The sequence below is a fragment of the Pseudoalteromonas ulvae UL12 genome (assembly GCF_014925405.1).
GTDB classification, from domain to species: domain Bacteria; phylum Pseudomonadota; class Gammaproteobacteria; order Enterobacterales; family Alteromonadaceae; genus Pseudoalteromonas; species Pseudoalteromonas ulvae.
The window spans coordinates 552,933-576,448 of the sequence record NZ_AQHJ01000035.1 but is presented as its reverse complement, the minus strand read 5'-3'; the positions used below and the strand labels follow the sequence as shown (position 1 = coordinate 576,448).

General features: G+C 41.7%; 16 protein-coding genes. 11 read left to right on the top strand and 5 right to left on the bottom strand.

What is annotated here, in order from left to right; genetic code table 11:
* Positions 1-170: 170 nt before the first annotated feature.
* Genes PULV_RS20605 through PULV_RS20590 form a run of 4 tightly spaced genes read left to right on the top strand, consistent with a single transcriptional unit; the run spans position 171 to position 9,671 of the window.
* Complete coding sequence (locus tag PULV_RS20605; protein ID WP_086742136.1) at positions 171-1,508, top strand: tetratricopeptide repeat protein; 1,338 nt, start codon at positions 171-173, stop codon at positions 1,506-1,508.
* A gap of 9 nt (positions 1,509-1,517) precedes the next feature.
* On the top strand, positions 1,518-3,158 hold the full coding sequence (locus PULV_RS20600; RefSeq protein ID WP_193332531.1) for a FecR family protein: 1,641 nt from the start codon (positions 1,518-1,520) through the stop codon (positions 3,156-3,158).
* Positions 3,159-3,164: 6 nt separating this feature from the next.
* Positions 3,165-7,460 carry a PKD domain-containing protein gene (locus tag PULV_RS20595; RefSeq protein ID WP_193332530.1) on the top strand — a complete coding sequence of 1,432 codons (4,296 nt, stop codon included), beginning with the start codon at positions 3,165-3,167 and terminating at the stop codon, positions 7,458-7,460.
* Entirely contained in the window at positions 7,461-9,671 is a 2,211-nt protein-coding gene (locus PULV_RS20590; RefSeq protein ID WP_193332529.1) for a CHASE2 domain-containing protein, read from the top strand.
* Between the two features lie 12 nt (positions 9,672-9,683).
* On the opposite strand, the gene PULV_RS20585 is transcribed toward PULV_RS20590, so the two are convergent.
* Positions 9,684-10,895 (bottom strand): iron-containing alcohol dehydrogenase, encoded by a 1,212-nt coding sequence (locus tag PULV_RS20585; RefSeq protein ID WP_193332528.1) that lies wholly within the window; start codon positions 10,893-10,895, stop codon positions 9,684-9,686.
* A gap of 246 nt (positions 10,896-11,141) precedes the next feature.
* On the opposite strand from PULV_RS20585, the gene PULV_RS20580 reads away from it, so the two are divergent.
* From PULV_RS20580 to PULV_RS20565, 4 genes are all read left to right on the top strand, one after another.
* Positions 11,142-11,621, top strand: a complete 480-nt coding sequence (locus PULV_RS20580) for a hypothetical protein (RefSeq protein WP_193332527.1) — start codon at positions 11,142-11,144, stop codon at positions 11,619-11,621.
* Between the two features lie 104 nt (positions 11,622-11,725).
* Entirely contained in the window at positions 11,726-12,958 is a 1,233-nt protein-coding gene (locus tag PULV_RS20575; RefSeq protein ID WP_086742142.1) for a paraquat-inducible protein A, read from the top strand.
* Positions 12,942-14,600: an intermembrane transport protein PqiB gene (pqiB, locus tag PULV_RS20570; protein WP_193332526.1), complete on the top strand. Its 1,659-nt coding sequence runs from the start codon at positions 12,942-12,944 to the stop codon at positions 14,598-14,600. The genes PULV_RS20575 and pqiB overlap by 17 nt, the downstream gene beginning before the upstream one ends.
* A complete protein-coding gene (locus PULV_RS20565; RefSeq protein WP_193332525.1) occupies positions 14,597-15,229 on the top strand; it encodes a PqiC family protein in 633 nt (210 codons plus the stop codon). The genes pqiB and PULV_RS20565 overlap by 4 nt, the downstream gene beginning before the upstream one ends.
* A 38-nt stretch (positions 15,230-15,267) precedes the next feature.
* Here PULV_RS20565 and PULV_RS20560 read toward each other — a convergent pair whose 3' ends face one another.
* Positions 15,268-16,473 carry an aromatic amino acid transport family protein gene (locus PULV_RS20560; RefSeq protein WP_193332524.1) on the bottom strand — a complete coding sequence of 402 codons (1,206 nt, stop codon included), beginning with the start codon at positions 16,471-16,473 and terminating at the stop codon, positions 15,268-15,270.
* A 170-nt stretch (positions 16,474-16,643) separates the two neighbouring features.
* The gene (locus PULV_RS20555) at positions 16,644-18,017 is read right to left on the bottom strand and encodes an MATE family efflux transporter (protein ID WP_193332523.1); all 1,374 of its coding nucleotides are present in this window, start codon (positions 18,015-18,017) and stop codon (positions 16,644-16,646) included.
* 297 nt (positions 18,018-18,314) lie between these two features.
* On the opposite strand from PULV_RS20555, the gene PULV_RS20550 reads away from it, so the two are divergent.
* The 3 genes from PULV_RS20550 to PULV_RS20540 are packed head-to-tail and all read left to right on the top strand — an operon-like array spanning position 18,315 to position 21,454.
* Positions 18,315-18,563: a hypothetical protein gene (locus tag PULV_RS20550; RefSeq protein ID WP_086742146.1), complete on the top strand. Its 249-nt coding sequence runs from the start codon at positions 18,315-18,317 to the stop codon at positions 18,561-18,563.
* 52 nt (positions 18,564-18,615) lie between these two features.
* Positions 18,616-19,305, top strand: a complete 690-nt coding sequence (locus PULV_RS20545; protein ID WP_086742147.1) for a response regulator — start codon at positions 18,616-18,618, stop codon at positions 19,303-19,305.
* 4 nt (positions 19,306-19,309) lie between these two features.
* Complete coding sequence (locus PULV_RS20540; protein ID WP_086742148.1) at positions 19,310-21,454, top strand: ATP-binding protein; 2,145 nt, start codon at positions 19,310-19,312, stop codon at positions 21,452-21,454.
* Between the two features lie 101 nt (positions 21,455-21,555).
* Here the strand turns inward: PULV_RS20540 and PULV_RS20535 are convergent, their stop codons facing one another.
* Both PULV_RS20535 and PULV_RS20530 read right to left on the bottom strand, forming a co-directional pair.
* Complete coding sequence (locus PULV_RS20535) at positions 21,556-23,055, bottom strand: carotenoid oxygenase family protein (protein WP_193332522.1); 1,500 nt, start codon at positions 23,053-23,055, stop codon at positions 21,556-21,558.
* Between the two features lie 10 nt (positions 23,056-23,065).
* Positions 23,066-23,494: a DUF2141 domain-containing protein gene (locus PULV_RS20530; protein WP_086742150.1), complete on the bottom strand. Its 429-nt coding sequence runs from the start codon at positions 23,492-23,494 to the stop codon at positions 23,066-23,068.
* Positions 23,495-23,516 lie beyond the last annotated feature (22 nt).

The window sequence follows — 23,516 nt, the reverse complement described above, 5'->3', positions numbered from 1 at the left end:
CTTACTTCAGGTTAGAGGGCGAGCACTTCTCACTTTCTCAAGTCGCTGATAAATTTTCGGTTATAGCTAAATTTAATCGAAAATACACATTCGAAACATTCCTTTTTTTTCGTTGTCGACTAGCCTTATGAAGAAGCCATTTATATGGTTAATTTTTTAAAGGCTGATCTATGCATACGACCCTACAACGACCTTTTTTTGCTTTTTTCGCTTTGTCGTTTCTGCTGCTCCCATTACTTCTTTGGGCAGATCAACCTGCTCAACCATCAAGAAATACGCTCTTACAGCATGCTAATCTGTTATTAAAACAAAAAAAATTCTCAGAACTTTATGCTTATCTTCTTCCTTATGAATTAAATTATGCTGGCAATGAACACTATGATTATTTACTGGGTCTAGCGGCATTAGAATCAGATAAAGCCAATATTGCAGTGCAAATATTGCAACGAGCTATCGATATGGATGCCATGTTTTCTGGTGCTAGAATGGCATTAGCGAGGGCCTATTACAGCACTGGCAATTATGAACGCGCCCGTCATCATTTTGAGCTTTTACTGTTACAAAACCCACCAGCACAAGCACAAACTGTGATTCAACAATATTTGATGAATATTAATCTTCAAGCGAAAAAATATACTCCTCATTTTTATACGTTTATCGAAGGGACGCTGGGATATGACACCAACGCGAATGCATCTACTGAGCAAGATTTATTTTATGGATTCAAATTAGACGATAAAAACATCGAAACAGCGTCAAGCTATGCATCCTTTAATGCCGGCTCCTATTATTCACACCCTATCACCGCACAATCTCGATTTGCAGCATCGGCAAACGCAGGGCACCGCGCCAATCCTTCCGCTTCTTATGTTGATTTAACTTACTTAAGTATTGATGGACAATTTCATCACAAATTCGAACCTTTTTCTGTTTATGGTTTTTTAAGAAGCTCTGCCACCTTAATTGACAATGATTTTAATCAACAAACCCTTGAGTTACACAGTGGAATAGACTTCGCTGCCAGCTCAGCAGTTAACTTTAATCTCCATTTAAGTGTCGCGGAGCAACAATTTACGGATGAGTTAAGTGTCCAAGATGCCATGAGTTATGCCATTTGGCTAACTTCAACTAAAACAACCAAAAGTAATTCACTTGTTGGATTTTCAATCGGAATGGCTACCGATGACACCACTCAAACAGATAGTCCTTATTCAAATAATAAAGTAAGTGCACGCTTGTTTTATCGGATCCCAGTATCTAACGCACTCAGAGCGAATCTCGAATTGGCTTCTTATCACACCGATTATGATACAGAGCCCGGTTTTTTTGGCGAAGTCCGAAAAGATAAACGCAATCGCGGCTCAGCAGCCCTGACTTGGCTAAACTTTATTGGTGAGCAGTGGCAAATGACAGCTCGATTGTCAGTCACCGATCATCAATCAAGCGTTTCTTTGTATGAATTTAAACGAGCTGAATTGGGTATTTCTGTTCGCAAAACATTTGAGTAAGGATTTTTTATGAATAAGATTGCCTTCTTCCTTTGCATCGTCTGTTTTAGTTGTGTTAATTCAGTCAGTGCCAATGCGGGTAAAGTACTCTTCGCAATTGGGGATGTGCAGATTAAAAATGCCCAAACAATCAAAGTCAGCAAAGGGGATAATGTAAACGAAGGTGACACCATTATCACCGGAGATAAATCTCGCGCTCAGCTGCTGATGTCTGATGGTGCGAGAGTGTCAATCAGAGCCAACTCACAGTTAACCATTAGTCAGTACCAATACTCTGCACAAGGGCAAAGCCAAGTATCAACAACTCAAGCCAAAAGCAGCATGAGTTTATTAAAAGGTGGTTTTAGAACCATCACAGGGGCTGTCGCATCTGGACCTGATAAATCCGGTTACGAAGTAAAAACGGCCGTTGCCACAATTGGGATACGCGGCACTGATTACACCATTCTTTATTGTGATGATGACTGCTTATCACTGGATCAAAAAAATAATCAGCCAATAAAAAATGGCTTGTATGCCGGGGTGAGTAAAGGCGCTATAGTCCTCAATAATTCTGCAGGACAACTACTTCTTAACCCTAGCGAATCGGGTTTTGTGCAAACGAGTTTTGTCGCACCAGTTAAATTGTTAGGCCCTCCAAGTAGTTTATTTGGAGAAACAACCGCCACTCAAAAATCCCAAGACGAAGAAGAGGCCGAAGCAGACGCATCTGATGAGGTGTCTACAGAGGATATAATTGTCACTGAAATAGCCTCTGTTTCTAATGAAGTACAAATATCGGCTCCTATTAGCAAACCTAGCAGCGCAGCAGAAACAGATACGACCAATAACCCTACAACAAATACAAACGATATCGTTATTACCAAAGTCATAAAGGACGATAATGGCGATGATGTTGCGATAGACGGTGGCGAAGCGCCAGAAATTGTCGCTTCCAGCCAAACGGTTATCGCCACTTCTAATCTCTTAGCAAACGAAGCGATTGCCCAACCGATCAATGATGCTAAAGACAATCAATTTGATAATAACGGTAATTTAACTCAATTTAGTACTTTGTTATCAGAGCAAGTCGCTCAATTATCAATAGGGACAGCCTCACAAAAAAACGTAGGTTACGATGCAGTCTCCGGCTTTCGCTGGGGTCGATGGAGCAATGGCACTGCCACTATTAACGGAGCTAATTTAAATTTAACACAGCAAAGCATTCATTGGCTCAGCAATGAATCTTTTGACCCTAGTATTGCTTTAACTAAAACAGGCCAAGTTAGCTATAGTTTAATTGGTAACACAGATCCGACTAACAACCATGGCGATCGCGGGATTTTAGGCAATGCTACATTTTCTGCTAATTTCACCAATCAAACAGTGAGCAACGAATTATTGATTGGGATTAGAGGCTTAGTTTGGCGAGCGGTTGGTCAAGGTTCGATTAGTAATGGGTTTAATGCCTTTAGTGGCACTTATGACCAAGTGGTAATTGATGCTGTTAGTGGCGGGAGTGGGCAATTTAGTGGTTTTTTTAGTTCTAGCAAAACAACCGATAACTTGCCAACCGCTGCCGGACTTGTCTATAGCATCATGAATCCATCGGCTGAGGACATTGTATCTGGCACAGTGGTGTTCTCTAATCCGCAGTTTAAAAATAGGTAATATCAAATGTGGTATCACACCTTAACAAAAACGCGTCACTTCAGTTATCTTACCGTCATTTTTGCCTGTCTAACCGGATGTGGTGGACAGAGCGAGTCGCAAAATCAATTACCTATTCAGCACGTAGAACCAACGTCTATTACTGTAGTAGGAAGCGCTGCTAAAGGTGCCCTCATTAATGCAAGTATTAAAGTGTACGCCCTCGATGAAGGTGGCAATATCAGTGATCCTACCCCCGTTTTTGAAACAACCACCAATGAATTGGGTGAATTTACCCTTGCTATCCCTGTCAGTAATCAGCCCCGCTTAATCAAGTCCTTTGGTGGGAGCTATATTGATGAAGCCGATCAAGAGCCTGATATATCACTCAAACGAAAAATCACCTTCACACCAGAGCAAGGGCTATCTTCGGTATTGCTGCCCAACCAAACATCAGTCGCAATTACAATCGCCTCAACTGCGTTAATCGCCAAAACAAAAATAGAAAGTACCAGTAATAATTTTTTTGAGACCTTAAGACTGAATCAAACAAATGCTGCAAATGCTTTTGGATTTAATATCATAGATACCGTCCCAGCTGATACCCTTACGCCTTCAACCACTGCAACAGTCACACAAATGCAATACGCATTAGTGCTCGGTGGGCTGGCAAACCTAGCCAATCGGTTTGCTTTAGAGCTAGGTTTTTCAGAGCCCAATTTCTCTATTATTGAAGCGATTATCCATGATTTTTCGGATGGTATTGTCGATGGTCAGTATCAAGGAGTGCCATTAGAGTATTTAAACAAATATGGTGAACAGCAAGCACTGCCACAAGATATCAGCTTAAATGAGCAAATAAACCGCTTTCAAAACAATAACAGCAACAACTTCTCGCAAACTCCCTCAATCACTATTAATGAACAGTTGCTTCAACAACCACAAATAACAAATTACCCCCCTGTGGTGAGCGTCAATCAAGATCTAGAAGTCGAAGGCCTCAAAAGTGCCACTCTTGTCGCTACTGTATCAGATCAAGATGGGACAGTTGATGCAATTAACTGGAGTCAAACCTCTGGGCCTACGCTTTTATTCGCTGGCAATAATACTGAACAACTCACCATCACTGCTCCTGATGTACTAACTAACTCCAAGGCAACGTTACGTGTCAGTGTTGTGGATGACAAAGGTGCGATATCATCCGAGAGTATTGAGGTATCGATAATTGCTCGTAACCGCGCGCCGAGTATTTCACTACCTGATAGCTTTGAAATAACAGAACAAACATCGACGACCATTACAGCCACAATCACCGATAACGATGGCACCATTTCAAACATTCAATGGCAACAAACTGCAGGGCCAAATGTTGAATTACAAGGTGTAGACTCCGCCACAATTCGCTTTACATCACCCATAGTGACCACCAATACACCCATGAGTTTTGATGTAACGGCAACCGATGATGACGGCGATTCAACCACACAAAGTATCACAATAACAGTGACCCCTTTGAATATTCCTCCCAATGTGTCAGCAGGCTCACCTCAGGTTATTTTTTCTGAACAATCTACGACTCTTACGGGCGAGAGTTCTGATAGTGATGGCTCTATTGTCTCAACAATATGGCAGCAAACGAGTGGCCCTGCGGCTGCAATTATTTCTCCATCGTCTTTAAGTACACAAATTATTGCCCCAACAGTGACTGCTATCTCTGATTTAACCTTTAATTTGCAAGTCACCGATAATGAAGGCGCTTCTAGTAGCGCAGATGTCTCAATCATAGTCAAACCCATCATTCCACCGAATGTGTTTGCTGGTGAGGATCAAGTGGTTGAATCTAACGCATCAGTCAGCTTACAAGGTGTAGCCTCTGATGCAGATGGGCAAATCGTATCCGTATCTTGGATTCAAACTGGCGGTGTATCTGTCTCTTTATCGGCCACTGACTCACTTGCCACAAGCTTTATCGCGCCGATTGTTACTGCTAACCAACTGCTGACATTTAATTTAACGGTGACTGATGATATCGGAGCCACAGCTGTTGACTCAGTCAACATCACCGTCGAACCACCAAATCTCGAACCGCAAGTCAGCGCTGGCAGTGATCAAGTGATCCATTCAGGTTTGTCAGTCACCTTATCCGGTGATGCAACCGATCAAGATGGCACCATCGCCGCTGTGCAGTGGACGCAAAACACGGGCCCGACGGTGGTGCTTTCAAGCCCGACCGAAACAACGACAAGTTTTACCGCTCCCATCGTCAGTGCTAATCAGCAATTGAGCTTTACCCTCACTGCGACCGATGATGACGGCGCAAGCAAATCAGCCAATGTCAGCGTGACCGTCGAACCACCTAATAAGGCACCGAGCATCATTTTGGATAGTTTTCAGAGTGTAAATGCAAATCAAAGTGCGAGTTTATCAGCAACAGTAACGGATACTGATGGTAAAATCAGCAGCTACCTCTGGCGTCAAACATCAGGGACATCAGTCTCCTTAAGTGGAGAAACCACACCAAACGCAAGCTTTACAGCACCCAATGTGAGCCAAGATACATCCTTAACTTTTGAGTTATCAGCCACTGATGATGATGGCTTAACTTCAACAGCCTCAACCACTGTTAATGTGGTGGCACAAAATACCCCACCAACGGTCAATGCAGGCCCAGATCAAGCTATTCATGGCGGACGTGTGATTAGTTTAGTTGGCTCGGCCACAGATGATGGTGCAATTAGTTCGTATGAGTGGTCTCAACTTTCAGGCAACATTAGCGTGACATTTTCATCTCCTACCAGTGCAATTACCACTATCAATTCTGCATCTGTAGAATCGAATGAAGTCATAGTGTTACAACTAAAAGCAACGGATAATTTAGGGTTAATTGGCACTGACACAGTTAGCATCACGATTTTACCACCCAATTTAAACCCAATAGCGAATGCTGGGTTTGATACCACTGCGATTGGCAATCAAATCATCACTTTGTCTGGCACGGCTTCGGATACAGATGGCACAATCGCAAGTACAGTGTGGACTCAAGCGGCAGGTACGAGCGCTACGATCAGTAATATCAACGCATTATCAACTCAAGTCACTATTCCTAGTAATAGCTCAGGAGAAGTATTAACGTTTAAATTAAGAGTGACTGACGATGATGGGGCCACGGCAGATTCATCCGTTGATGTGATTGTTTACTCACCAATTCTAGCTTGGCAATTTAACGCCACTCAAGCAATTCATTCTTCACCTGCAATAGATAATAACGGCAACATCATTTTTGGTAATGATGGCAGCCAAATCTATTCAATTGCCCCTGCAGGTACAACCAATTGGACTTACACAGCCGGTGGAGCTATTAAAGGCTCTGTAATGCTAGATGATACAGATAATATTTATGTCGGATCTGGAGATGGCTCTGTTTATAAACTCTCATCTGCAGGTGAAAAAGTTTGGAGCTTTGCAACCTCTGACCCAGTGAATAACCCCGTGACGCTTGTTAATAGTAATGAAGTGTATGTGTCTTCGAGCAGCAATACATACGTCATATTGACTGACGAAAGCGGCACACCTGATCAGCTTGGTGATCTCAGTTATTCAAACACACTTTCTGCTGGCATCACTGCATTACCGGGTGTGGTTGATGCTAACGCACAGCTTCTTTATCCAGCAAGTGATCAGGTAATAAATAAAATTGAATTATCGAGTACACCCATTGTTACCTCAACATTTATGACCCCTAGCGCAACCATTTTGTCTGGGCTTTCATTATTAGATGAAGGCTCTGCAGGCTATTTCATCGACAGTACCGGGGTGGTGACCTATTTTGAAGATAGCGATGGACTTATCACCCAAACAATGCAAATTCCCTTATCAGATACTAGCAGCGCCCCTATCGTAATCGGCTTTGATAACGATATCTATTTTGGTACTCAAAATGGTTACTTTTATAATTATACCCTCAATAACGCCGGTAATAGCTCAAATTGGCAAAGCAATCTTGGCAGTGCCATAACCAGTTCCGCCTTGCTATTGAGTGATGGTGAAGTGGTCAACTCAGTGATTGTTGGGGCTGAAGATGGCTACTTGTATAGCTTAAACGCACAATCAGGTAATGTTCAGTGGAAATTTAAAACGGGTGATGCCATTAAGTCTGCGCCTGTATTTTATAACAATACACTGTATATCACCTCTACAGATGGTCAGTTATATGCTATTTCACTAACGGGTCACTCTTTGGCCACAAGCCCTTGGCCCATGTACCGCCGCGACCCCAAACATCAAGCTAATATCAATATCGGTGTTCAAGCAGGAATGAACTAAGTGACAGCTGATACAGTCAAAAAATATTTATCACGCATTGTCATTTCAGCATCTGTATTCATCATGTTAGCGATTCATACTAGTGGCCATGTGAATTGGTCAATCATTACCAAAGTCGAAAACTATTTATATGATCTTCGGCTTTTGATGACAATGGAACAAAGTGTCGATCAACGCGTAGTCATCATCGATATTGATGAAAAAAGTTTAACCGCTCAAGGTCAATGGCCTTGGTCCAGAGATAAACTAGCCACCCTTATCAATACACTCTTTGACCACTACCAAATTAGAAGTATTGGCTTTGATGCGGTATTTGCAGAAGCGAGCTCCACAAATTCGCTCAGTACCTTACAGTACTTATTCGACCAAGGCATTATTAGCCAATCTGAGTTGGAAAATTTAACGCTTGATTTAGACAATGATCAAAAATTTAGTGAAGCCTTGATTGCTCGTGATGCCGTAATGGGCTTTGTTTTCAAGCATAGCACTTATGACCAACAACAAAATGGCGAATTGCCAATACCATTAGCGCCAATTGACTTACTAAAAGATGTAAAATCAGATCTATATCACGGCACAGGCTACGCTGGTAATTTACCTATTTTACAACAGGCAACTGGTTATGGCGGCTTCTTCGACTACATTCGCGATGACGAAACATTAAGAAAAGTTCCTCTAATTCAATATTTTGAAGAGGGAATTTACCCATCACTGGCCTTTGAATTAGCCCGTGTAAGCTTGGACTTACCCTCCATCGAATTTCAACTTTCAGGTAACATCCACTCACCAACTCGCTCCCTTGAATACATTAAACTCGGCGATTACCGCATTCCGGTCGACCAAACAGGTTCAATTTATGTGCCTTTTAGGGGCCGCCAAGGCAGTTTTGCTTATATTTCAGCAACTGATGTCATCACCCACTCAGTCCCTCTTGAACAACTCAACAACAAAATAGCCTTACTTGGCACCAGCGCATCTGGTTTACTTGATTTACGTTCTACGCCTGTGGGTAAAAGCTATATTGGCGTTGAAGTACATGCCAACATTGTTTCTGCGATTCTTGAACAGCGCTTTAAGCACGCGCCGGGTTACCGCTTGGCGATCGAATTACTGAGTTTATTTGTTCTTGGATTACTGATGACCTTTATCTTCCCTTTTTTACAATCAGTGGGAGCCGCGGTCTTTTTAATCGTGCTCAGTGCTTTATATACCACACTCAATTTTTATTTTTGGCACTGGCAGAATTTAATTTTAACCCTCGCACCGCCGCTGTTTTTTATTTTGATCAGTGGATTCTTACACTTAAATTATAATTTTTTTGTTGAACAAAAAAATAAACGCCGACTATCCAAAGTTTTCAGCCAATACATTCCACATGAGTTAGTCACCGACTTTGACACCAATCAAGCTGAAATGTCATTAGCCGGTGAAAACCGCATTATGAGTGTGTTGTTCACAGATGTGCGCAACTTCACCAACATGTCAGAAAAAATGACACCAACTGAACTCACCATTTTAATGAATGAGTTTCTAACGCCCATTACCCATAGTATCCATCAGCAAAAAGGCACCATAGATAAATACATGGGCGATGCCGTGATGGCGTTTTGGGGCGCACCGATTAACGATGAAGAACATGCTGCCCATGCGATTTATGCTGCTTTAGACATTATCCAGCAAATGGATAAATTGACCCGAGAGTTTGCAGCAAAGGACTGGCCTGAAATTAAGGTTGGTATCGGGATCGCCAGCGGCGAAATGAGCGTCGGCAATATGGGCAGTGAATTTCGTATTGCTTATACAGTCATGGGTGACACAGTGAATTTAGGATCTCGTTTAGAGGGGATCACAAAAGTGTATGGCGTGGATATTATCGTCAGCGAATCAACTAAACTTGCCGCGCCGCAGTTCTTATATCGCACGGTCGATAAAGTCAAAGTGAAAGGAAAAGATCTCCCCGTGACCATCTTTGAGCCTTTAGGCGAAATAACACAACTTGAACGCCTATGGGCTGAACATATCGCCAAATACGAAGCAGCTCTTGAGTTATACTGGCAAATGCAATTTTCAGATGCACAACAAGCATTTGCTAATTTACATCAAACGCACCCTTGCAAATTAACCGAAATATATCTCGAGCGCTGCGCGCTTTATCACACTTCCCCGCCCCAATCCCCTTGGGATGGCTCATTCACGCATACCAGTAAATAGCCACGGGTTTGTTTAACCGTTCATTAATTGTTTGAGTAACGCTTCACATTCACTGATCTTCATAAATTGAGGCACAGGGTAATCTGGATGAGCCTCCGCTAATATTAATTTTGCCAACATAGGTATATCACTTGATGCTATTTGCGGGAACCCTGCGGGTATATCCATACTGCGATTGAGCGATTCGATGCGCAAAATCACACTTTCAGCGGCTTGTTCAATGGACATAGTTGACTCACTAAGACCACTTCGATAGGCAATATCAGCCACTTTAGGGTGAATGCTTGCTCCATACCAACGCAAAATATGCGGTAAAATCACTGCATTGGCAAAACCATGCGCCAATCCATATTTTGCACCTAAATTATGAGCAAATGCGTGAACGTAACCGACTGATGTTCGTGTAAATGCTTCGCCAGCATAAAAAGAGGCGAGCAACAATTGTTCTCGATGTTCACGCTCTTTGAGGTTTGCCATACACAATGGTAAATGAGCAAAAATCATCTCGCAGGCACTCAACGCCCGCTCATCGCTAAATGCCAAGCCGTTGATCCCAATATAAGCTTCAATTGCATGTGTTAACGCATCCATGGCTGTGGTTGCCGTCAATGATGCAGGCAATTGCGTGGTGAGTTCAGGTAATAACACCGCTATTTTTGGCATCAAACATAAATCTGATACTGCATACTTTTGATGTGTACTTGGATCAGTAAAGACAGCCGCAACGGTTGTTTCTGAGCCAGTTCCCGCGGTCGTCGGAAGTGCATGCAAAGGTGGCAAGGCCTTAAGGATCTTAAATAATCCTTTCATTTTTAATAATGATTGCTGAGGTTTAACCGCTCGAGCACCAATCAGTTTTGCACAGTCAATCACTGAGCCTCCACCTATGGCAATCAACGCCTCGCAGTGATGTTGCCTATACACAGTCACACCTGACTCAATTGTCTCAATACTCGGATTAGGTTCAACATCACTATAAACATGATAAGCAATATTTAGCTCATCTAATAAATCACAAACAGGATTAATCACGCCCAATTTATATAAGGTCGCATCAGTAATAACTAACACTTGTCGGTATTGATGGTGTGTTAAATACTCGCGCCATTGCTCAAACGCGCCATGTCCATGCATAAGTAAGGGTTTTGGAAAAGGATAAACACGTACAAATAATCGTAACCCTGCATGGTATAAACGGTAAAAAAAATGTCGTAACACTGTCATAGAAAGCCTGTTAAATAGGGGTTGTTATTTATACTGCGATGAACAATACCATCTCAATATATAAACTGTATGTGCAAGATGATTATTCAATCGCATCTAAAAGAATCATGCCTGAGTCAATGTATCTCAAAATGGTCTGTATGGTGAGATTATTTTACAAACAAACCAGATTGTCATAATCATGTAACATGAATAAATGACAATAATCAGTATAGAAAATACACTCTCACACACATAGGCAAAACAGTGACTCGTTATATTGGTTTTTCAGAACAACATTTACCTGCAGTGGCCCATTGTCAGGGCAAAGCATTTGACTGCCAAAAAGACGACCCATTTTTGCTGACTCTTGATTACCAGCGTAAAAGCTATCACGTTGATCAAGCTAACCAGTTTGTATTTCATTTCTTATTGTCTGATGACGCAATGCCAGGAGACGTGGTGATCATCAGCGCGAACGCTCTAGAGGATCGTAAAGCGCAATTTCATGGTGAAGTGCGCTTAACACTTGGCGATGTTAATCTAAAATATGTCGATATCACTTTAAGTGGTCAAGGGATCAGTGGCGAGTATGTCATTCAGCAACTTTGGCAACGCAACAATAAAATTTTACTATTAAAAAACCAAACAGCTCAGCTGCATGTCACTAAGCGAGCCAGTTTTGAATGTAAAGAATCATCGCGTTCATCGCGCTTACTCAAGCGGATCTCCCATTTTTTACGTTAAACTTCTAAAAATTTGCCCATTGTTAAAAGGTTTTGTCACTAACAGTTTGATAAATTAAAGTAAGTCGCGCAAAATTAAGACCTTCGTAATTAGCGTAAGTAGCTATGGAACAGCAAATTGCTTGTCCACAATGTGATTTATTAATTGAATTGGCCCCGCTGTCTGTCAATCAACGTGCTCATTGCCCCCATTGTGGCTATCAAGTATCACGTGGTAATTTTCACCAAAATACTACAGTGATAGCGTTTGCGCTCAGTGCATTAATCATGCTGTTAAGTTCTTTGTTTTATCCATTTATCTCTTTTAGTAATCAAGGGCTCACTCAAACCATTACCCTGCTCGATGCTGCAAAAATTTTATTCAATTACCACACACCGTTATTGGGAGCCTTGCTTGATTTATGCATCATTTTGCTGCCATTATTTGTGTTAATAAGCCATATCCTGATGCATATGGGATTGTTGCAGGCTCTGCCAAAATCGTATAGCCGCCGGATATTAAAAACAAATATCACCCTAGTACCTTGGGTGATGTCAGAGATTTTTTTGATTGGTGTGCTGATCAGCATGGTCAAAATCATGGCAATGGCGCAAATCAGTTTTGGCTTGAGTTTTTGGTCATTTTGTCTTTTTGTCATTTTATATTTAGCGTGTCTGCGCAGAGTCAACTACCCACTCTTGTGGCAACAAATAGAGGCATCAACCCCCATTTCAGCAATTAACGTCCCCAGAGCCATTGATCAACAACTCAAAGCATGCCATGTTTGCCAGCAACTGAGCTCACTCAGTATTTGCCCTCGCTGCCACAGTAAAATGCATTTTCGTAATCCTCAATCAATACAACGAGTGATGGCCTTTCTACTGACCTCATTATTACTGTATATTCCAGCGAACTTTTTTCCGATTATGCACACTGTCGTGTTGGGTCAAGACGAGCCATCCACCATAATCGGTGGCATTATTATTTTGTGGAAAATAGAATCATATCCAATTGCTATCATCATTTTCATCGCAAGTGTTATAGTCCCAATTGCAAAAATGATTGTTTTAGCCAGCTTATGTTTTCATGTCTCTTACCGAGAGCACTATAACCACAAACAAGCCACTAGGCTGTATCAAGTGACGGAATTCATAGGCAAATGGTCAATGTTGGATGTGTTTGTGGTCATTATTTTGGTTGCGCTGGTTCAATTAGGCAATTTAATGTCAATCACACCTGGCAGTGGTGCATTATTCTTTTGTGCCATGGTGATCACATCAATGCTTGCAGCGCATGCATTTGATCCTCGTTTAATATGGGATTCGCAAACAAAGGAACGCAATGACCCAATCAGCTGAAATTAAACAAACAGAACGTTTTTCATTCGTTTGGCTTTTACCCCTTGTCACTGTGTTTATTGGCATATGGATGTTATACAAATATCAGGTGGACCAAGGTGAAACAATTTTCATTAAAATGCCTTCCGCAGAAGGGATCACCAATGGTAAAACAGAGATAAAAGTCCGCAGTGTAAAGGTTGGTATCATTAGTCACACTCGCCTTTCTGACGATCAAAAAGGTGTCATCGCACGGGCTGAAATTGATAAAAATTACGTCCATTTACTCAATGAAGATGCAAAATTATGGTTAGTGAAGCCCCGCATTGACGAAACGGGCATTACTGGAATGACCACGCTCTTATCTGGGGTGTATATTGAGTTCTTACCCGGAGAAAGTGAGTTCACTTCGCACCATTTCAAACTGCTCGAAGATCCCCCATTAATTGCTAATGATATTGAAGGCGGCCGCATTAAATTGCTTAGCCGAGATGCAGAAGTCATTGATGTGGGCAGCAGTGTTTTTTATAAAGGCTATAAAGTGGGCCAAGTTGAAACCGCTACATTTGATTGGCAAGAACAAACCATGCGTTATGGTGTCTTTTTAAGAGCCCCTTATCAAAATTTAGCCACCCTCAATAGTGTGTTTTGGATACATTCAGGTCTCGAGGTAGATTTAAATGCTGATGGGATCAGCATTAAAACCGGTTCGTTAAGTACCATGCTCAACGGTGGGATTTCATTTGCAGTGCCAGAACGCGAAAAGCCCGGAGAAATCGTTAAAGACGGCCATATTTATTCACTCAGTCAAGATTACAAAACCGCGTTAGAGCAACGCTATTTTGAGCATGATTATTACATCATTGAGTTTGAGCAATCGATTCGTGGACTAAAAGTCGGGGCACCTGTTGAATATCGCGGTACCCGAGTCGGTACTGTTGTAGAAACTCCGGCAATCTTAGTCGTAGATGGCACGCCTGCTCATTTCATGTCAGATAATACTGCAGTCCCTGTGATGATAAAAATTGAATATCGTCGTATCTATCACCAAGCAAAAGTCGCCAAAGATTTCTGGCAAAATAATGCGCAGCTATGGATAGAACGAGGCCTCAGAGCATCTTTAAAACCAGGCAACCTCTTAACAGGTGCTGTGTATGTAGATTTAGATTTCTATCCTGATCCAGATCCTTATCAAGTGAGAAACCTAGGTAATTATCAAGTATTTCCGAGTGTTTCAAGTGGCTTATCAGTGCTAACGAATCAAGTGTCAGAAACATTAGCAAAAATTAATAAACTCAATGTTGAGCAATCACTTATCCAACTCAATAGTGCCATGAATGAATATCAACAACTGGCAACCGATATGCGCGCTTTTATCAACACTCAGCAAACCCAAAGTATTCCTGCTGAATTTGCCACCAGCCTAGATAAAGTGTCGACTTCTATGACTCAATTTGATCTCACCATGAAGCAATTTGCTAAAACAATGGCCGATTACCAACAAGGTTCGCCTATGTATCACGATTTGAATAGCACCATTGAAGAATTAAAGAAATTGACTGAACAACTTCAGCCTCTCACCCAGTCACTGAACGAGCAACCGAATATGCTGATTTTTGATAAAAATGCCCCCGAAGACCTACAACCAAGGAGTAAGCAATGATTGCTCATCGTTTTATGCGTCACTTACTGTTCACTCTTTGCAGCGGGCTATTACTAAGTGGCTGCAGCTCACCTTCGTCAGAAATCGAATATTACCAATTTGCTCAAAACCTGCCGATCAATCAACCCATTGTTGCGCCTGCATCCACAGCTTTAGTCCTTGCAGATCCAATACTCTTTGGTGCGATCAGTAATCGTGGCATTGCCATGAAACATTCCGCTAACCAAATGCGCAGTGCTCGCGCGCATTTGTGGGATCAACCTTTAGATGGCATGTTGTTAAATAGTGCCGAGCAGCAATTAATTGCAGCCTTACCAGATGTGTTTGTCAGTAAAAAGCGCTCTGCATTGCCCTATTCAAACCAACAACATCATTATGAATTGCAATGGGAACTCACTGAGTTCAATGGTGGCCTCACACACAATGCAGAAATTTCAGGGTTATGGCGAATTATTAAATTCAACAATGGCTTAGCCAATGTGGTACTACTGAATCAATATTTCAACGTCTCGGTCGATTTAACACAAGACGGGTATAGCGGCTTAGTTCAAGCTCTTGAACAAGCTTGGCAACAAGTTGTACTGCAAAGTGCAAAAGAATTCGAGCAGCACATCATTCACAACAATTAAAAGCGGCAAGTAAACAATGCGCTCACTTGCCAAATTGATTAGCCTACCGCGGGGATGACACCTAACATCTGTAATCCTTGCGCACTAATGATTAACACTCCCATCACTGCGACAAACGCTAAAGCAGGCGTCCCGCCGATGACTTGGTAACCATCCGGTGTACTCGAACATCGTCTTTGCTTCCACACCATCGCAACAGGCAAGAAAATAGCCAACACCACCAAAGCAATAGCTGCGTAACCTAATGCCATGATAAATCCTTGCGGATAAAATAACGCAAAGCCCAATGGGGGTAAAAAAGTCACACTCGCCGTTAATAATCTGTCTTGTTTGCTATTTGATTTTTTCAGGGTGTCACTAAAAAAGTCAAACAAACCCAAGCTCACACCTAAAAAGGACGTTGCCAATGCTAAATCTGCAAAAATAGTGACTGCTTGGCTGATTGCAGGGTTGTTCACTAATGTCGATACTGCGCCAATAAAGCCAGCTAGCCCTTCACTGTCTAACAATTGATTCTGACTCATCATCCCTTGGCTAACAATTTGCCAAACAAGATAAATACACAAAGGCAAAGCCGCTCCAGTGATCATGACTTTACGCAACACTTTGACATCTTTGCCAACGTATTTGACCACCGAGGGGATAGAGCCATGAAAACCAAACGAAGTAAACACCACAGGAAGAGCTGATAAAATAAGCCCTTGCTCAACAGGTAGTTCGAGTAAATGCTGCATTTTGACATGAGGCGTTAGCATATAAAACATCGCAATTAACACCACAATTTTAATGCTAAATAACACGCGATTCACTTTATCGACTGTGCCGGTGCCAAGCGTAATAATAAAGCCAAATAGGAGAGCAAAACCAATCGCCCCCACTTGCGGTGCCAATTGCCACGAAAACCAATTGTTGAGATTTCCCTGTAATTGCGAGCCACCGCCTGTGATATACGCAGCGCATAATGCATAAAATAGAAAAATCATCGCAAAATTAGCAAGTACTTGCCCGCGACGACCCAATAACTGTTTTGCTAAGGTATTTAAAGTGGCGTCCACTTCAGCGTGTTGGTGCACTTCAATCATTAACAACGCTGTGTACGTCATTAATAACCAAGTGGCTAAAATAACCACTATTGAGGTCGAAAATCCCAGTCCTGCTGAGGCGATAGGTAACGCCAGCATGCCTGCACCAATCGTGGTTCCCGCAATAATTAGCATACTGCCAATCGTTTTATTCTTACTCACACAATACGCCTTGTTACAACATACGACTAAATAGAGCGGTCAACGTAAACGTAAAGCTCAAAAAAATAAAGTAAATTAAGTTAAATCACCACACTTTGTTGTAATAATACTTTTACAAACAGCTAACAACAAAGCTCATTTCTCAATATTAGTATTTGGATATCAAAATGTTAGTGAGCACTTAACGTCGATGCAGTTTCTGAAAGCGTACGCGGTAAGTGCTGTTTAAACTGTCTTTTTAACAGCACATAACTGATTAACGCTTGAAAAATCACAGATCCAGCAGATACATACCACACTTGTGCAAGAGTAAACTCGCCTTGCGACGTTAAACCAATGGCCACAACAGTAAACAGACTGATCCTCGCCGCCGTGCTGTAAAGCCCAGGTAGGGTATTACCAAGCGCTTGAAACATGCCCGAACACGTAAAGACGATTCCACTTGGAATAAAGTTTAAACAAATAATACTTAAAAAGGTGGCGGCCACAGCAATGACCTGAGCATCGCCTGAGAAACCTTGCACCAACCCTGCTGGGATACTAAAACACACCAACGTGAGCACAGCCATCAGGCTGCAAGTTAGGACTGATGACCAAAAAAATGTGTCGCGAACACGATCAAAGTGCTGTGCACCGAAATTCTGCCCCGCTACGGCAGGAGCTGCAAACGCAATAGCCATTGCCGGTAAAAACAAAGACTGCATAATACGAGATCCCAGACCAAAGCCAGCCTGTGCATCTGCACCAAAGCCTTGGATCAACCAATATATCAATGCCATATAAGCAAACATTAAGAAAAACTCACCGCCCGCAGGTAAACCAATCGCCAGTAAACGCTTCACAATTTGTTTATTAAAACGCCAAAGAGGCCACAGCAACGAGATAAACTTTTCAGTTCTCACAAAATAAACGCACAACATCACTACAGCAGCAACGACCGATATAGAACTTGCCAAACCTGCACCTGCAACCCCCATCGCAACACCACTTCCCCACCCTGCAATCAAAATTGGTGAGAGGATAATATTGATAATAATTGACAGCGTTTGCACCAACATGGTCGGTTTTACAATCCCAGTACCTCGCAATGCGGCACTCACCGCAACCAAAGGAAACTGCAAAGCCATTCCCGGTAAAAACCAATATAAATAGTCAAGCCCAGCCGCCAACGTTTGCGGATCAGAAGTTAAAGTCATTAAATAAAATGGTGCACCCAGATAACCAATCACCATGACTACCAAAGCACAGAGACTCGCAAGCATCATACTTTGATTAAAAATAGCATTCGCGTCGGCATTATCTTTGCGTCCCACCGCATGAGAAATCAGCGCCATCGTGCCGACATTAAGAATTTGTGTCAGCGCAAAAATCAAAAACATCGCATTACCCGCCAAACTGAGTCCAGCCAAAGCGCTATCTCCAAGTTGACCTACAAAATATAAATCAACTAAAAAATAAAGCGTTTGGATCAGCATTCCAATCATCACCGGCACTGCCATAGTGATTAAATGCTTGGGTATCGAGCCTTGGGTTAAGTCATTCATGAATTGGGTCGCAGAAATATTATTGAGTTGCGCAATTTAACAAATACCGACTCTTATGACTAACCTTATCTTTAAAAAATTATTAAGGTTTGATTCAGTTTCAATCACTTAGAATGATTTCGTCCATTTGGATGTATACTTTCCCTTATACAATTGTTGATGTTCACAAGTCGGTGACTTAACTGTCACCGACTTTTTAAACCCCATACTAAAGAACTAAAAAATTTCCCTAATCCATATTTGCTGCACAATTTGCAGTTTTAATATCCTTATTCGCTCAATAAGGATGTCACTCAGATGCAAACGATGGACTTTTTAATCAATCAAAAAATAATTTCAACCCTCGATTCCCTTGGCTTTCCGATTTTTTGTAATACCTTGTATCAAAATAATGAGTTAGAGCAGCTAGAAGATTTATTCAGCTTATTAGAAATGATGCTACTAGATCCAAGTTTGACACCAGCTATTAAACACAAAATCCAACTTGCATTAAGCATTTCAAATAATGGTATCGTAGACCCGCAGTCCTTAAATCAGATAAAATAACAACAGTCGGCGAATACTTAACAACGCCATTTAAAATAAAGGATTAACTCGATTGGAAAAAATACTCATAGTGGAAGATGATCTCAGTATTGCGCAAGGATTGATTTTATTTTTCCAAGCACATCAATTTGATACCCTCCATATTGATGATGGTGATGATGTTATTAATGCTGTAAAACGATTTGAACCAGATCTGATTATTCTAGATTTAATGCTGCCAAACAAAGATGGCATGCAGTGCTGCCATGAAATACGTTCATTTTCAAATGTGCCAATTGTAATGCTCACCGCCCTTGCTGAGCAAAAAACAAAATTACAAGGTCTCAACTTGGGTGTAGATGATTACATTTGCAAACCATTTGACGCGATGGAAGTCATTTTACGAGTGAAAGCGATATTAAAAAGAAGTATCGGGACTGTTCAGTATCAAAGTATGACTCTTAACTCTGATACTTTTGAAGTGCTCACGCTTCAAGGACACGTTTTACTCTCTAACTCAGAGTTTACCTTATTCGAATTGTTATTTAAGCATGGTGAACGTGTTTTCTCACGCGATAGCATTATTGAGCAGGCTTACCCCCAATGCCATGAAATCAATGATCGCACCATTGATAGTCATGTAAAGAACATCCGCAAAAAATTCAAAGCACAACTCAATTTTATCGCCCCAATTGAATCTATCTATGGTGCGGGATACCGTATTAATATTGAGCAGTTTAAACCATTATCTGTAAAGGCTTAATCACGTGCGCATTACCAATCTAATTATCTTCATCTGCGTGTTCTTTTCGACTTTTATTTGGGGAAAAACGACGCTACTCGATGACATTGATCTCAGTAACAGCGCAGCCCTCCCCCAATTAATGCAACTTGCTGAAGGGGCTAACGGCAAAAATAAAGCGGCCATTCAATTAAAAATAGCCAAGTATCATTGGTTAAACGGCAACTATCCCTCTGCGATTAAGATTCTCGATGCATTAATTACCAGTGATAACGCCCATACTGTAGTACTTTCTTGGTTTGAACGCAGTTTACTAGAAAAAAATCGTACCAACTACAGTCAAGCAGAACAAATTATGCTCTCTCATATATTGCCGTTATTGAATGAAGAAGCGGCACTTTTTTCTCTTAGTGAACAAGCTAACTTTTATCGAATGACAGGTGTGTATCAACGTAATTTAGCCAAACTCCCGCAAGCAGAACATCATTATAATCTAGCACTTGCACTGTACATTCAGGCAGAAAATAACGACGGTTTAGCTAAAATTTACAATAATCTTGGGGTCCTTTATGAAACACAGCGAAAACTCGATTTAGCCATTGAATATCAGCTCAAAGCCATGTCATTACTCAACCAAGGAGATAACTTAGCCGAGATTGCTTCCAATGCCTTTAATCTAGGCGAGTTATATCGTCAAACAAACGATTCTGAGCGGGCACAAGCACTATTTCAACAAGCCTTAGCTATTGATATTAAGCGTAACAACCACGCAGACATAGCCTTTGATTATCGTAGTTTAGCGAGTCTTGAAATAGAAAAAAAACAATACCAACAGGCGCTTAAGTATAATAATCTCGCATTAGATAACTTAAAAAAAATTGACGCAAAACGCGCGATTGCACGAACCTATCTGCAAAGCGAACGGATTTATGAGAAATTAAACGATAGCTCAGCACAAAAAACAGCGCTCGATCAAGCTGAACACTTTGCTCTCCTTGCCGGTGAAAAGCTTACCCTTAGGTATATCCATAATAGTTTTGTACACTATTATTTATCCCAAGATTTGCTTTCACTAGCGTTAGAGCGCGCCTATTTAGCACTTGAAATATCTACTGCGATAGAGAGTGACCTCTTATTACAAGACGATCATCGTTCGCTTGCCAACGTCCTAAAATTACAACAACACTTTGAAGCAGCTTACACGCATCTCGAAAAAGCCAATGAATATCGGCAGAAACTAAATCAACAATCGAGCATCGAACAACGAGAAAAAAATAAAAAAGACATCAATCTATTACAAGAGCAACTTAAAGTTAAAGAGCTCGAACAAACAGAACAATATCAGCTAAAACTGATTGCTAAAACCCAAGCAGATAAAATGAAGGTCATTGCCTTATTTATCATCGTCAGTTTATTGCTCATTATGGCTCTTTTTGTGGTGTTACAACGTAAAAAAGTGGCGGCTTTACAAAGCAAATATAATGAAAAATTACTCAAACACAAAGATCAGCTGTTGGCGGATATTTCTCATGAGCTGCGGACTCCATTGACGTCATTAAAACTGCAAGTCGATGCGTTGCAATACAATCTAATTTCAGATGTACAAACCAGCTATAGACACATCAGTCAAAAAGTGATGGATATCAATCGTCTCATCTGCGATATTTATGAGCTCGCCCAGTCAGAAAGTAGCGACTTACACCTGACAATGCACCAACACCATGTCGCAACTCTGCTCAATGCATGGCTCAACGAGTTTGCTGAATATGTACAAGGCCATGGTTTTGAATGGCAACAAGACATTCGCTTAGAGGACCAACATTGTGTTTGGGATCAAGCCAAAATTAAACAAGTTTTACTTAATTTAATTGCAAACAGCTGTCTTTATACCGATAAACCAGGTTCAATTAACTTGTCGGCCTATTGTAAAAAACAGCATCTCATTATTTCCGTTAACGACACGAGTCCTGGCGTGGAAAAAGAGCATTGGCAAAAAATATTTAAGCGCTTATATCGGGTTGAAAAATCCCGTTCACGACAACTCGGAGGCTCAGGGTTAGGCCTCGCCATTTGTAAAAACTTAGTGGAAGCTCATCAAGGCACAATCCGAGCAACAGATAGTCCTTTAGGTGGATTAAAAGTCTCGATCAAACTCCCTATTGCGAGTTAAACAATCATGTTTTTTACACTGCAAATAACCACCGCAGGTAGAGTTATTATCGAGCGTTCAGCTGACTGTATAGCATTTGCAATCACGCAAAAAGCGTACAATCAAACAAATGCACCATGAAAACCGAGCGGTAAATAATACGGCAACTGCGTCATCGCAAGTGGTCCATGGCTAATTTTTTTCGCATCAAAAACCGCAAGCCCTGTTTTGGCCTGTTTGAAATCGAGCCAAGTATGGATTAAGTACCCTTCACCTTCTTGGCTGTGCCCTGCTTTTGCAATAAAAAGTGGCTCTTCAACACTGGCATGCTGACCAAAACTAAAATGATCACGAAGGCCCGTGTCAGTATCAATACGCGCGATAGAATCAAATTCAGCATTGTTTTTGGCATTTTCAATGGTGATCCCAAACTGATATCGACTGGGCTCACTGACAAAACGCTTATCAAATTGTACAAACTCTAAGTGGTGATCCATCACAACCGTACGTGTTCGGTTACGGGTTAAATCGACTCGTACCTGATAAGCTTTTGCCGCTTGATAGCTCTTGGCGTGTTGCCCTGTTTGAATATTGGCCATCACATCCGTCATAATCGCGGCATCTGGATACCAACACAGATTAATCACTAACTCATTGCCAACTTGCCAGCTGTTACCAAAATGAAACGAAAACCCAGCCTCAAGTTCAAGGGTCGTCACCACTGATAAATCGTTTTTATCGATGATCAATAACCGGCTACCTAACGATGCTTGCCATTTAAAGCGCTCCATATAAGTCACGCCTTCACGGCGTAACATCGGCGGTAAATAAAAGATTAAGTACTTATCAGTCACCGTAAAGTCATGAATATAGCTGTGATGTGGCAGCGCGACGAGCTTATAGCGTTTGACCGCACCTTGGGCACTTAAGTGATACAACACCATGGCAGCTTGTTCGCCAAATGACACATCACCAAAATTCCAAATCGACCGATCGGCATCATGATGTGGGTGAGCAGAAAAAGGTACTCCTTGAAGATCAGCACCAAACGCAACAGGGCCTTTAGTTGCTAAATCGGATTGCGCCACCCGATAAGGCGTACCCGCCTCCCACATAGCCCATAACTCGCCTTGAATCGGCAATAATGATGTATTGGCGGTATTAATGGATTGCGGCCCTTTAATTCCCTTAGGATTTGCCACTTTAGAGCCTGCCCCATGGTACAAAAACCGACCGGCCTGGGTTTCTTCCGTGTATTTCGCTGTCTGAGTAAATTTGCCTTGATGAGTCACCCCTTCTTTAGACAAACTAAACTGATTAATAAACCCATCACCATCAAACCAATGTGTGTAGCGCTCGCCTCCTCGCTCCTGGCGACCTGGTCCATTACGAAACAGCGTACGGCCTTCAAGTTCTTGGGGTAATTGCCCCGACCAAGATGAAAAATGAGGCTTGATATCGTCTTTTAATCCTTGCCAACCCAATAAACGGGGATCATTTTGCAGCGCCATCGAGAATTTATCTTGCTGACTTGGCTCAGCAAATAACGATGGACATTGACTGGCCAAAGCCGCAACACTGCCATACTGAAACGATTTTTGTAAAAATTCTCGCCGCTGCATCCTTGCCTCCTTAATTTAATGAAATGTTTAACACTTGACCGAGCTTGGTTTGTTGAAAACGAAGTTGCTCAAAACGTGGTGGGCCCATTAAGCTCGGATTATTACTAAATCCATAGGGTTCATTTGGAATGCCAATCAGGTTTCGGTTAAGCTTTTTATTACCATCTAAATCCTGATACACCATCACCGCGTACTCACCTTCTGGCACATCAGTGAAATGGATCAGCATGTTTTTTTCCGTTACTGCTTTGATATCCGTTTTAAATGCTTGATGATTTTTCATCCCTGTTGCTGAATCGTATACCACCACCAGCACCTCACCTTTGATTTGTTCAAGACCCGAAAGCCGAATTGATAAGTCGCTACTTAACGCTGTCGAACAATACAACATGGCACCCAGTGATAATAAAGTGCGGCCAACAAAACCTGGAATATACATAGTGGATCCTTTTGAGTTACCT

Excerpts from the sequence above, each read along its gene's own strand:
- PULV_RS20605 (WP_086742136.1), top strand. The coding sequence starts at position 171 with ATGCATACGACCCTACAACGACCTTTTTTTGCTTTTTTCGCTTTGTCG.
- PULV_RS20600 (WP_193332531.1), top strand. The coding sequence starts at position 1,518 with ATGAATAAGATTGCCTTCTTCCTTTGCATCGTCTGTTTTAGTTGTGTT.
- PULV_RS20595 (WP_193332530.1), top strand. The coding sequence starts at position 3,165 with ATGTGGTATCACACCTTAACAAAAACGCGTCACTTCAGTTATCTTACC.
- PULV_RS20585 (WP_193332528.1), bottom strand. The coding sequence starts at position 10,895 with ATGACAGTGTTACGACATTTTTTTTACCGTTTATACCATGCAGGGTTA.
- PULV_RS20575 (WP_086742142.1), top strand. The coding sequence starts at position 11,726 with ATGGAACAGCAAATTGCTTGTCCACAATGTGATTTATTAATTGAATTG.
- pqiB (WP_193332526.1), top strand. The coding sequence starts at position 12,942 with ATGACCCAATCAGCTGAAATTAAACAAACAGAACGTTTTTCATTCGTT.
- PULV_RS20565 (WP_193332525.1), top strand. The coding sequence starts at position 14,597 with ATGATTGCTCATCGTTTTATGCGTCACTTACTGTTCACTCTTTGCAGC.
- PULV_RS20555 (WP_193332523.1), bottom strand. The coding sequence starts at position 18,017 with ATGAATGACTTAACCCAAGGCTCGATACCCAAGCATTTAATCACTATG.
- PULV_RS20550 (WP_086742146.1), top strand. The coding sequence starts at position 18,315 with ATGCAAACGATGGACTTTTTAATCAATCAAAAAATAATTTCAACCCTC.
- PULV_RS20535 (WP_193332522.1), bottom strand. The coding sequence starts at position 23,055 with ATGCAGCGGCGAGAATTTTTACAAAAATCGTTTCAGTATGGCAGTGTT.
- PULV_RS20530 (WP_086742150.1), bottom strand. The coding sequence starts at position 23,494 with ATGTATATTCCAGGTTTTGTTGGCCGCACTTTATTATCACTGGGTGCC.